The organism is Caballeronia sp. J97, from assembly GCF_905220305.1.
GTDB lineage: Bacteria > Pseudomonadota > Gammaproteobacteria > Burkholderiales > Burkholderiaceae > Caballeronia.
This window is the reverse complement of sequence record NZ_CAJMZL010000004.1, coordinates 33,837-44,949: the sequence shown is the minus strand read 5'-3', so window position 1 is coordinate 44,949 and position 11,113 is coordinate 33,837. Positions and strand designations below refer to the sequence as shown.

Here is an 11,113-nt window from a genome sequence, read left to right as displayed (position 1 = left end):
TTATTCGACCTTCACGCCCTTGAGCGATTCCTTGGCCGGCGGAAATTCGAGCTTCATGTCCTGCATCGTGCGCAACAGCAGTTCGGCGATCATCACGTTCCGGTGCGTCTTCGAATTGCCCGGAACGATGTACCACGGCGCGTATTCCGTCGATGTCGCGCCGAGCGCGTCCGCGTACGCCGCCTGATAGTCGTCCCATTGCTTGCGCGCTTCGAGATCGGAAACGTCGAACTTCCAGTGTTTCGTCGGATCGTCGATGCGCGCCTGCAAGCGCTCGCGCTGTTCGTCCTTGGAAATATGCAGGAAGCATTTGACGATGGTCGTGCCGCTGTCCGCAAGCAGCGACTCGAACTCGCGGATATGGCGATAGCGGCGCTCGCATTCGTCGGCATCGATCGATTTCAGCACCCGCGGCACGAGCACGTCTTCGTAGTGGCTGCGGTTGAAGATCGCGAATTCGCCGGCCATCGGCGCCTGCGCATGCACGCGCCACAGGAAGTCGTGCGCAGCCTCGCGCTCCGAGGGCGCGCGAAACGGCACGATGCGTAGCCCGAGCGGATCGACATCGTGAAACACCGCGCGCACCGTGCCGTCCTTGCCGCTCGTGTCCATGCCTTGCAGCACCAGCAGCACGCGCCGGCGGCGCTGGGCGTGGAGTTTCTCCTGAAGGTCGTCGAGTTGCGCGCCGATCGCCGAGAGACGCTCGCGGTCGACGTCCTTCGTGCCGCCGGAAAACGGCTTCCCGGACGGATCGATCGCGCTCAGGTCGAAGGGCTTCAGCTTCTTGCCGGAGTCGAAGAAGGGCACGCGGAAATCGTCGAGTTCGGGTTTCTTTGCCATGTTCTTTTACCGTCGTTCAATGAAAACGGGCTGCTGCCAAGTTGGATCGGCAGCAGCCCGCGAGTCTCGCACGCGCGACTCAGGCTATCAGCGGTCTCCGGGGTCAATCTCCGCCCTGGCGGACGAATGCCCCCGAAGGCTATCAGGATAGCTTCTTCTTCAAGAGCTCGTTGACCTGTTGCGGATTCGCCTTGCCCTTGGTCGCCTTCATCGCCTGACCGATCAGCGCGTTGAACGCCTTCTCCTTGCCCGCGCGGAATTCGTCGACCGACTTCTGGTTCGCCGCGAGCACCTCGTCGATGATAGCCTCGAGCGCGCCGGTGTCGGAGATCTGCTTCAGGCCCTTCGCGTCGATGATGCGATCCGCAGCCGCATCGTCGGTCGCCTTCTCTTCCCAGATCGTCTGGAAGATGTCCTTCGCGATCTTGTTGGAGATGGTGCCGTCGGCGATGCGTTGAATGATCAGCGCGAGCTGCGCGGCCGACACCGGCGATTCGCCGATATCGAGCGATTCGCGATTCAGTTGCGCGGAGACATCGCCCATCAGCCAGTTCGCGGCGATCTTCGCCTGGCCTTCGCCCGCTTTCTGCACGAGCGCTTCGAAGTACGACGCCATCGCCTTCGATGACGTCAGCACGCCCGCGTCATACGGCGTGAGGCCGTATGTCTCGACGAAACGCTTCTGCATGTCCGCAGGCAGCGCGGGCATCTCGCCTTTCACGCGCTCGATCCACGTCGATTCGATCACGAGCGGCATCAGATCCGGGTCCGGGAAATAGCGGTAATCGTGCGCGTCTTCCTTGCTGCGCATCGAACGCGTTTCGCGCTTGTCCGGATCGTAGAGACGCGTTTCCTGAACCACCGTGCCGCCGTCTTCGATCAGCTCGATCTGACGGCGCACTTCGTACTGAATCGCCTCTTCGAGAAAGCGGAACGAGTTCAGGTTCTTGATCTCGGCGCGCGTGCCGAACTCCTTCTGGCCGACCGGGCGCACCGACACGTTCGCGTCGCACCGGAACGAGCCTTCCTGCATGTTGCCGTCGCAGATGCCGAGCCATACGACGAGCCCGTGCAGCGCCTTCGCGTACGCGACCGCTTCCGCCGCGCTGCGCATTTCCGGCTCCGTGACGATCTCGAGCAGCGGCGTGCCCGCGCGGTTCAGGTCGATGCCCGTCATGCCCGCGAAGTCTTCGTGCAGCGACTTGCCCGCGTCTTCTTCGAGATGCGCGCGCGTGAGGTTGACGGTCTTTTCGTACGCTTCCTTGCCGGCCTTTTCGTTAGCCGGAACCTGGATCGTGATCTGACCGCCCTGCACGACCGGAATCTCGTACTGGCTGATCTGATAGCCCTTCGGAAGATCCGGATAGAAGTAGTTCTTGCGCGCGAAGATGCTGCGCGGCGCGATGTGCGCGCCGATCGCGAGGCCGAAGCGGATCGCGCGCTCGACGGCGCCGCGGTTCATCACGGGCAACACGCCGGGCAGCGCGAGATCGACGGGACTCGCCTGCGAGTTCGGGCTCGCGCCGAACTGCGTGGGCGCACCCGAGAAAATCTTGGAGACGGTGGAAAGCTGCGCGTGCGTTTCCAGTCCGATGACGACTTCCCACTGCATGTTCACACTCCCGATGCCGATGGTGCCTTGCGGTGCCAGCCGGTCGCGCGCTGGAACGCGTCGGCGACCTGGAGCATCCGGGCTTCGTTGAAATAGTTGCCGATGATCTGGAGACCGACCGGGCGATTCGCGTTCGCACCCGCGCCGAAACCGCACGGCACGCTCATGCCGGGCAGGCCCGCGAGGCTCACGGACAGCGTGTAGATATCGGCGAGATACATCTGCACGGGATCGTCGGCCTTCTCACCGAGATTCCACGCAACCGACGGCGCGACCGGTCCCATGATGACGTCGCACTGCTTGAACGCTTCCTGGAAGTCGCGCGCTATGATGCGCCGAATCTTCTGCGCCTGCAGGTAATACGCGTCGTAGTAGCCGTGCGACAGGACATACGTGCCGACCAGAATCCGGCGCTTCACTTCCGGCCCGAAGCCTTCCGCGCGCGACTTCTTGTACATGTCGAGCAGGTCTTTGTACTGCGCCGCGCGATGGCCGTAGCGCACGCCGTCGAAGCGCGACAGGTTCGACGATGCCTCCGCCGGCGCGATGATGTAGTACACGGGAATCGACAGCTCGGTCTGCGGCAGCGAAACCTCGACGAGCGTAGCGCCGAGCGCTTCGTATTGCTTCAGCGCGGCGTCGATGGAGGCGCGCACGTCGTCGGCCAGGCCCGCGCCGAAATACTCCTTCGGCATGCCGATGCGCAGACCCGCGAGCGGCTTCGCGGCGTCGCCGCCGTTCCAGGTCTTGCCGAGATAGCGTGTGTAGTCTTCGTTCTCGCGTTGCAGACTCGTGGAATCGCGCTCGTCGAAGCCGCCCATCGCGTTCAGCAGCAGCGCGCAGTCGTGGGCGGTTTGCGCCATCGGTCCGCCCTGATCCAGCGACGACGCGAACGCGATCATGCCGTAGCGCGATACGCGGCCGTACGTCGGCTTGATCCCGGTGATGCCGGTGAACGACGCGGGCTGGCGGATCGAGCCGCCGGTGTCGGTGCCGGTCGCGGCGGGCGCGAGACGCGCGGCTACGGCAGCGGCCGATCCGCCCGACGAGCCGCCCGGCACGGCCTTCGGATCCCACGGATTTTTCACCGCGCCGAAGTACGAATTCTCGTTGGACGAGCCCATCGCGAACTCGTCCATGTTGGTCTTGCCGAGCGTGACCATGCCGGCGTGCTTCAACCGATCGACGACGGTCGCATCGAACGGGCTCGCGTAATTTTCGAGCATGTGGGAGCCGGCGGTGGACGTCCAGCCGCGCGTGACGAACACGTCCTTGTGCGCGATCGGCAGGCCGGTCAGCGCGCCCGCGCGGCCTTCCGCGATGAGCGCGTCGGCGGCTTTCGCCTGCTCCAGCGTGAGCGCGGCGTCGACGCCGATGAACGCATTCAGGTCCTTCGCGGCCTCGATGCGTTGCAGATACGACTGCGCCAGTTCGACCGCGGAGACTTCCTTCGAGTCGAGCGCGGCGCGCAGTTCGGTCAAGCTTTTTTGATGCATTGCAGTTTCCTGATGAGCGCGGTCTGAATCGCGCTGACGCTGAATGTTTGATGCTTACTCGATCACCTTCGGCACGAGATACAACCCGTCTTGCACGGCAGGCGCGCAACGCTGGAACTCTTCGCGCTCGATGCGCTCTGAGACAGCGTCGTCACGCAGACGCAGCGCGACTTCCTCGATTTGCTCGATCGGGTGCGCGAGCGGTTCGATGCCGGTCGTGTCGACGGCCTGCATCTGCTCGACGAGACCGAAGAAATCGTTGAGCCGCGTGAGCGTGGGCTCGGCTTCGTGGTCGGGCAATTCGAGCCGCGCGAGATGCGCGATGCGTTTTACGTCGGTCAGGGTCAAAGACATGGAATCACCGGAGAAAGCGTGGACGGCCTCAATCTCGAAAATGTTCGCCGCGACAGCGAGTTACGATCTTGAAAGGAGCCCTCGGAAACAGGTCTGGCGATGGCAAAAACTGCCATCCTTTTCCTATAGATACCCACAAATTATAAGGTATCATTACACGTTCGACTCACCACAGGAACGCCTTGTCAGCGGCTTTCTCCCTGAATCACTGAATTGCGAGAAACGTTTGCGTACTGCGTTCCATTCTGCGGTAGATTTCTTCCCGGTTTTGCACTTCACGGCGAGCGTTCGCCGCCCCTGCAAGCCGTTATTTTTTCCGCTGCCGTCCCCGGCGCTCCTCGCGACGAACGGCCACCCAGCGAGACAGGATTTTTGAATGTTCGGTTTTTTGCGCAGCTATTTTTCCAACGACCTGGCGATTGACCTCGGTACCGCCAACACGCTGATCTACATGCGCGGCAAGGGCATCGTCCTCGACGAGCCATCGGTCGTTTCGATTCGCCAGGAAGGCGGCCCCAACGGCAAGAAGACGATTCAGGCGGTAGGCAAGGAAGCCAAGCAGATGCTCGGTAAAGTGCCGGGCAACATCGAGGCCATCCGCCCGATGAAGGACGGCGTGATCGCCGACTTCACCGTCACCGAGCAGATGATCAAGCAGTTCATCAAGACCGCTCACGAATCCCGCATGTTCTCGCCGTCGCCGCGCATCATCATCTGCGTGCCGTGCGGTTCCACGCAAGTCGAGCGCCGCGCGATCAAGGAAGCAGCGCACGGCGCGGGCGCGTCGCAGGTCTATCTGATCGAAGAGCCGATGGCCGCGGCAATCGGCGCGGGCCTGCCGGTTTCGGAGGCAACGGGCTCGATGGTCGTCGACATCGGCGGCGGCACGACGGAAGTCGGCGTCATCTCGCTGGGCGGCATCGTGTACAAAGGCTCGGTGCGCGTCGGCGGCGACAAGTTCGACGAGGCCATCGTCAATTACATCCGCCGCAACTACGGCATGCTGATCGGCGAACAGACCGCCGAAGCCATCAAGAAGGAAATCGGTTCGGCGTTCCCCGGCTCCGAAGTGAAGGAAATGGAAGTCAAGGGCCGCAATCTGTCCGAAGGCATTCCGCGCAGCTTCACTATTTCGAGCAATGAAATTCTCGAAGCGCTGACTGACCCGCTGAACCAGATCGTGTCGTCGGTGAAGATCGCGTTGGAACAAACGCCGCCGGAACTCGGCGCGGACATCGCCGAGCGCGGCATGATGCTGACGGGCGGCGGCGCGCTCCTGCGCGACCTCGATCGCCTGCTCGCGGAAGAAACCGGCCTGCCGGTGCTCGTCGCGGAAGATCCGCTGACCTGCGTGGTGCGTGGTTCGGGCATGGCGCTCGAGCGCATGGACAAGCTCGGCAGCATCTTCTCGTACGAGTGATCTCCCTGGCGAAGGCATTCGCTCTCCTTCCTGAGCGGAATAGTCTTCCACGCGACAGCTACAAGCACCCGCGTAACGCGACGCGCGCACGGCCCGGCATCTGTCCGGGCCGTTGTCGGAACAGCGTAGGGCAGGTTTCGCCATCGGCGAAATAACCTGCAGCATCGATCCATCCGTTCACGCCCTCGGCGCCGACCATGGAATACAGTCCGCCGCCCCTTTTCAAGCAAGGCCCTTCCGCGCTCGCGCGCCTGATTTTCTTCGTGGTGCTCGCCATCGCGCTGCTCGTCTCGGATGCTCGTTTCAGCACGCTGGAAATCGTTCGCGGGATGCTCGGCGCGGGGCTTTATCCGTTGCAGCGCGCCGCGCTGGTGCCGCGCGACATCTTCATGGGCGCGGCGGATCTCGCCGTGACGAGCGCGACGCTACGCAGCGAAAACAAGAAGCTCGCCGACAAGAACCTCGAGCTTTCCGTGAAGGCCGGCGATGCGGCGCAACTCGCCATCGAGAATGCGCATTTGCGCGCGCTGCTCAATCTGCAATCGCGCGCGACGACCGAAGAAACGCCAGCCGAAATCCAGTACGACACGCGCGATCCGTTCACGCAGAAAGTCGTGATCGGCAAGGGTTCGCAGCAGAATATCCAGGATGGCGCGCCGGTCGTCACCGAAGACGGTGTGATCGGTCAGGTGACGCGCGTGTTTCCGTTGCAATCCGAAGTCACGCTGCTCACCGACAAGGACCAGGCCGTGCCCGTCCAGATCTCGCGCACCGGTTTGCGCAGCGTGATTTACGGCACGCCGAAAGGCGACACGCTCGACCTTCGCTTCGTGCCGATCAGCGCCGACGTGCAAGCCGGCGACGAGCTCGTGACGAGCGGCCTCGACGGCATCTATCCGCCGGGACTGCCGGTCGCGAAGGTGCTGCGCGTCGACAAGCAGGCGGACACGGCTTTCGCGCGCGTCGTCTGTGTGCCGATCGCGGCGGTGCGCGGTGCGCGTCAGTTGCTCGTGCTGCACTACAACCTGAACCAGCCGCCGAATCCGATCGAAGTCGAAGCGGCCGCGGCGGCGAAGGAAGCGAAGGAAAACAAGGGCAAGAAGAAGGCCGCGCCGAAGGCGGCGGTCGCAGCGGGCGCGAGCGGCGCATCGGAGGCCGCGGGCGCGTCCGCGCCGACGCCCGGCGCCGCGCCGGCCCAGCCCGCCGAGGCACCGCCCGCGAAAGCTGCGCCGCCCAAGGCGGCCTCGGGTGCGGCGGCGAAGCCATCGAAGAAGGCTCACGCGCCGAAGCCTGCATCTTCGGGAGCCGCGCGATGAACCGTCCGCAATACATCCTGCAGCCGGTCAATCCGTACTTCATCACGTTCAGTCTGGCCGCCGCGTTTCTGCTGAACCTGATGCCGTGGGGGCGGCTCGTCGGCGTGCCGGATTTCGTCGCGCTCGTGCTGCTGTTCTGGAACGTGCATCAGCCGCGCAAGGTCGGCATGGGCATCGCGTTCATGCTCGGCATCCTGATGGACGTGCACAACGCGAATCTGCTCGGCGAACACGCGCTGGCTTACACACTTCTTTCGTACGGCGCGATCACCATTCACCGCCGCGTGCTGTGGATGACGCTGCCCGTGCAGATGTTCGTCGTCGCGCCGCTCCTCGTGGGCGCGCATCTCGTGCCGTTCATCATTCGCCTGATGACGGGCGCCGCGTTCCCCGGCTGGAGCTATCTGATCAACGGGTTCGTCGAAGCGCTCCTTTGGCCGATCGCAAGCTTTCTCTTGCTGATGCCGCAACGCCGCGCCGCCGATCCGGACGACACGCGCCCTATTTGAGTTTTGCCGCGCGGCGCCGGGTGACCGAATAAACCGCCGCGCGCGAACTACACTTGAATCGCGAGCAAACCGCGAAAGCTGCATGACCGAAATAAAGAACACCGAGCAACAGTTGTCGAAGTTCCGCCTGCGCGTCGCGGCGGCGGGACTGTTCGTGTTCGTCTGCTTCGGGCTGATCGGGCTGCGCTTTCTCTATTTGCAGGTCTGGCATTTCAGCAAATACTCGTTGCAGGCGAATGAGAACCGTATTTCGGTCGCGCCGATCGTGCCGAATCGCGGCATCATCACCGACCGCAACGGCATCGTGCTGGCGAAGAACTACTCGGCTTACACGCTCGAAATCACGCGCTCGAAGATCAACGGCACGCTCGACGAAACCATCGACGAGCTCTCGCAAGTCATTCCGATCGACGCGCGCGACCGCCGCCGTTTCAAGAAGCTGCTCGAAGACTCGAAGAATTTCGAAAGCCTGCCTATCCGCACGCGCCTCACCGACGAAGAGGTTGCGAAGTTCACCGCGCAGCGATTCCGCTTTCCCGGCGTCGAAGTGCGTGCGCGCCTGTTCCGCCAATATCCGCTCGGCACGACCGCCGCGCACGTGATCGGCTATATCGGACGTATTTCGCAGCGCGATCAGGAGCGCATCGACGACGCGAGCGACGCCAACGACGAAAGCTCGGATCACTACGATCCGCGCCTCGACGCGAACAACTACAAGGGCACGGATTACGTCGGCAAGATCGGCGTCGAGCAGAGCTACGAAACCGAACTGCACGGCCTGACCGGCTTCGAGGAAGTGGAAGTGACCGCGGGCGGCCGGCCGGTGCGCACGATGTCGCGCACGCAGGCAACGCCGGGCAACAATCTGCAGTTGTCGCTGGATATCGGCTTGCAGCAGGTCGCGGAGCAGGCGTTCGCGGGCAAGCGCGGCGCGCTCGTCGCGATCGAGCCGTCCACCGGCGACGTGCTCGCGTTCGTGTCGGCGCCGAGTTTCGATCCGAACTCGTTCGTCGACGGCATCGATCAGCAGACCTGGGACGCGCTCAACAATTCGCCGGACCACCCGCTTCTGAACCGTCCGCTGCACGGCACGTATCCGCCGGGTTCGACCTACAAGCCGTTCATGGCGCTCGCCGCGCTGACGCTGCACAAGCGCACGCCGGGCTGGGGCTTTCAGGATCCCGGCTACTTCACGTTCGGCGGCCATACGTTCCGCAACGACGTGCGTTCGGGCCAGGGCTGGGTGGACATGAACCGCGCGATCGTCGTGTCGAACGACACGTACTTCTACATGCTCGCGCGCGATCTCGGCGTCAACGCGATGGCCGGTTTCATGAAGCCGTGGGGCTTCGGCCAGATTACCGGCATCGATATCGCGGGCGAGGCGAAGGGCATTCTTCCGTCGACGGAATGGAAGCGCAAGGCGTACCGCAAACCCGAGCAGCAGCGCTGGTACGAGGGCGAAACGATCAGCCTCGGTATCGGGCAGGGCTACAACTCGTTCACGATCCTGCAACTCGCGCACGCCACCGCGACGCTGGCGAACAACGGCGTCGTGATGAAGCCGCACCTCGTGCGCGACATCGAAAATCCGATCACGAAGGCGACGCGCGCCGTCGTGCGCGATCCGAGCGACAAGATCGCCGTGCAGCAGAAGGACGTGGATTTCATCAAGCGCGCGATGGAAGGCGTCGTCACCAACGGCACGGCGGCCAAGGTGTTCGCGGGCGCGCCGTATCTGGCGGCGGGCAAGACCGGCACGGCGCAGGTCTATTCGCTGCAGGGCGCGAACTACAAGGGCCACGCGCTCGCCGAGCATCTGCGGGACCACGCGCTGTTCATCGCGTTCGCGCCGGCGGAGCAGCCGAAGATCGCGCTTGCGCTGATCGTCGAAAACGGCGGCTGGGGCGCGGAATCGGCCGGGCCGATCGCGCGCAAGGTGCTCGACTACTATCTGGTCGACCGTCTCAAGCCGGGCGCGGAAGCGGCCGCCGTCGCGGCGGCTGCGTCGGCCACGACCGACGCCGGCCTGCCGATGATCGGCGGCACGCAACCGCCCGCCGCGGTCGCGTTGCCGGCGTCGGTTGCGAATTCGTCGCCGGCGTTTTCGCCTCAGGCCGCATCGAATCCCGAGGTCGCGAAAGCCGCGTCCGCCCCTGCGCTTCCTGCTTCCGCCGCGAAAGCCTCGAAGCCGCGTGCTGCGTCGGCGCCGTCCGCAGCGCCGGCGGCGGCGCTGCCCGCGTCCACGCCCGGCCGCGCGCCGACGCCGAAAAAGCGCCCGGCCGAGCCGACGCCCACCATGGTGCGCGGCAATGAAAACGACGGTGTGCGCGTTCTCGCGCCGTCCGGCGGCATCGACGAGTAAAGGAAACCGCCATGCAACTGCACATGCAATTCGACAAGCGCGAGCTGCTGGACCGCGCCAAGCGCATGTTCGCGGGCTTCGACAAGCCGCTCGCGCTGATCGTGTTCCTGCTGCTCGGCGTCGGGATCGTGACGCTGTACAGCGCGAGTCTCGACATGCCGGGCCGTGTCGAAGACCAGTTGCGCAACATCATGCTGACGTTCGGGCTGATGTGGGTGCTCGCCAACATCCCGCCCCAGATGCTGATGCGCTTCGCTGTACCGCTCTATACGGTCGGCGTCGCGTTGTTGATCGCCGTCGCCGCGTTCGGGCTGACGCGCAAGGGTGCGAAACGCTGGCTCAATGTCGGCGTGGTGATCCAGCCATCGGAAATCATGAAGATCGCGATGCCGCTGATGCTCGCGTGGTACTACCAGAAGCGCGAGAGCAACATCCGCTGGTGGGATTACGTCGTCGGCTTCGTCATTCTGTTGCTGCCGGTCGGCCTGATCGCGAAACAGCCGGACCTGGGCACGGCGGTGCTCGTGTTCGCGGCGGGCATGTTCGTCATCTATTTCGCCGGATTGAGTTTCAAGCTGATCGTGCCGGTGCTCGTCGCCGGGGTCATTGCAGTGGCGGGCATCGCGACGTTCCAGGACAAGATCTGTCAGCCCGAAGTCGTCTGGCCGATGATGCACGACTATCAGAAGCATCGCATCTGCACGCTGCTCGATCCGACTTCCGATCCGCTCGGCAAAGGCTTCCACACGATTCAGGCGGTGATCGCGATCGGCTCGGGCGGCACGTTCGGCAAGGGCTGGTTGAAGGGCACGCAGGCGCACCTCGAATTCATTCCCGAGAAACACACTGACTTCATTTTTGCCGTGTTCTCCGAGGAGTTCGGGCTCGCGGGCGGGCTCGTGCTGCTCTTCCTCTATATGGCGCTCATCGCGCGCGGACTGTTCATCGCGGCGAACGGCGCAACGTTCTTCGGGCGATTATTGGCCGGATCGCTCACGCTCGCGTTCTTTACCTACGCGTTCGTCAATATCGGCATGGTGAGCGGGATTCTGCCCGTGGTCGGCGTGCCGCTGCCGTTCATGAGTTACGGCGGAACCGCCCTGACGACGCTCGGCGTCGCGGTCGGGCTCATCATGAGCATCGCGCGGCAAAAGCGCTTGATGCAGAGCTAGCCGGCTTTCTTTCGAAACATGAGCCGCGG

The 11,113-nt window shown here is 63.8% G+C and carries 9 protein-coding genes; 5 read left to right on the top strand and 4 right to left on the bottom strand.

Features of this window, described 5'->3' with window-relative positions:
- The 4 genes from U4Y90_RS08425 to gatC all read right to left on the bottom strand — a co-directional run bounded on the left by U4Y90_RS08425 (position 1) and on the right by gatC (position 4,302).
- Positions 1-840 carry a PPK2 family polyphosphate kinase gene (locus tag U4Y90_RS08425; protein ID WP_321794118.1) on the bottom strand — a complete coding sequence of 280 codons (840 nt, stop codon included), beginning with the start codon at positions 838-840 and terminating at the stop codon, positions 1-3.
- Between the two features lie 142 nt (positions 841-982).
- On the bottom strand, positions 983-2,452 hold the full coding sequence (gatB, locus tag U4Y90_RS08420) for an Asp-tRNA(Asn)/Glu-tRNA(Gln) amidotransferase subunit GatB (protein WP_321794117.1): 1,470 nt from the start codon (positions 2,450-2,452) through the stop codon (positions 983-985).
- A 2-nt stretch (positions 2,453-2,454) separates the two neighbouring features.
- Complete coding sequence (gatA, locus tag U4Y90_RS08415; RefSeq protein WP_321794116.1) at positions 2,455-3,948, bottom strand: Asp-tRNA(Asn)/Glu-tRNA(Gln) amidotransferase subunit GatA; 1,494 nt, start codon at positions 3,946-3,948, stop codon at positions 2,455-2,457.
- A gap of 54 nt (positions 3,949-4,002) precedes the next feature.
- Positions 4,003-4,302, bottom strand: a complete 300-nt coding sequence (gene gatC, locus U4Y90_RS08410) for an Asp-tRNA(Asn)/Glu-tRNA(Gln) amidotransferase subunit GatC (protein ID WP_321794115.1) — start codon at positions 4,300-4,302, stop codon at positions 4,003-4,005.
- 376 nt (positions 4,303-4,678) lie between these two features.
- On the opposite strand from gatC, the gene U4Y90_RS08405 reads away from it, so the two are divergent.
- From U4Y90_RS08405 to rodA, 5 genes are all read left to right on the top strand, one after another.
- Positions 4,679-5,722 carry a rod shape-determining protein gene (locus U4Y90_RS08405; protein ID WP_004189550.1) on the top strand — a complete coding sequence of 348 codons (1,044 nt, stop codon included), beginning with the start codon at positions 4,679-4,681 and terminating at the stop codon, positions 5,720-5,722.
- Between the two features lie 197 nt (positions 5,723-5,919).
- Positions 5,920-7,038 (top strand): rod shape-determining protein MreC, encoded by a 1,119-nt coding sequence (mreC, locus tag U4Y90_RS08400; protein ID WP_321794114.1) that lies wholly within the window; start codon positions 5,920-5,922, stop codon positions 7,036-7,038.
- Positions 7,035-7,547, top strand: coding sequence for a rod shape-determining protein MreD (mreD, locus tag U4Y90_RS08395; RefSeq protein WP_321794113.1), 513 nt, complete (start codon positions 7,035-7,037; stop codon positions 7,545-7,547). Before mreC ends, mreD begins: the two co-directional genes overlap by 4 nt.
- Before the next feature lie 82 nt (positions 7,548-7,629).
- Positions 7,630-9,912 carry a penicillin-binding protein 2 gene (gene mrdA / locus U4Y90_RS08390; protein ID WP_321794112.1) on the top strand — a complete coding sequence of 761 codons (2,283 nt, stop codon included), beginning with the start codon at positions 7,630-7,632 and terminating at the stop codon, positions 9,910-9,912.
- Positions 9,913-9,935: 23 nt separating this feature from the next.
- Positions 9,936-11,084, top strand: a complete 1,149-nt coding sequence (gene rodA, locus U4Y90_RS08385) for a rod shape-determining protein RodA (protein WP_321794337.1) — start codon at positions 9,936-9,938, stop codon at positions 11,082-11,084.
- Positions 11,085-11,113: the final 29 nt, after the last annotated feature.

Excerpts from the sequence above, each read along its gene's own strand:
- mrdA (WP_321794112.1), top strand. The coding sequence starts at position 7,630 with ATGACCGAAATAAAGAACACCGAGCAACAGTTGTCGAAGTTCCGCCTG.
- gatB (WP_321794117.1), bottom strand. The coding sequence starts at position 2,452 with ATGCAGTGGGAAGTCGTCATCGGACTGGAAACGCACGCGCAGCTTTCC.
- gatC (WP_321794115.1), bottom strand. The coding sequence starts at position 4,302 with ATGTCTTTGACCCTGACCGACGTAAAACGCATCGCGCATCTCGCGCGG.
- mreC (WP_321794114.1), top strand. The coding sequence starts at position 5,920 with ATGGAATACAGTCCGCCGCCCCTTTTCAAGCAAGGCCCTTCCGCGCTC.
- U4Y90_RS08425 (WP_321794118.1), bottom strand. The coding sequence starts at position 840 with ATGGCAAAGAAACCCGAACTCGACGATTTCCGCGTGCCCTTCTTCGAC.
- mreD (WP_321794113.1), top strand. The coding sequence starts at position 7,035 with ATGAACCGTCCGCAATACATCCTGCAGCCGGTCAATCCGTACTTCATC.
- rodA (WP_321794337.1), top strand. The coding sequence starts at position 9,936 with ATGCAATTCGACAAGCGCGAGCTGCTGGACCGCGCCAAGCGCATGTTC.
- U4Y90_RS08405 (WP_004189550.1), top strand. The coding sequence starts at position 4,679 with ATGTTCGGTTTTTTGCGCAGCTATTTTTCCAACGACCTGGCGATTGAC.
- gatA (WP_321794116.1), bottom strand. The coding sequence starts at position 3,948 with ATGCATCAAAAAAGCTTGACCGAACTGCGCGCCGCGCTCGACTCGAAG.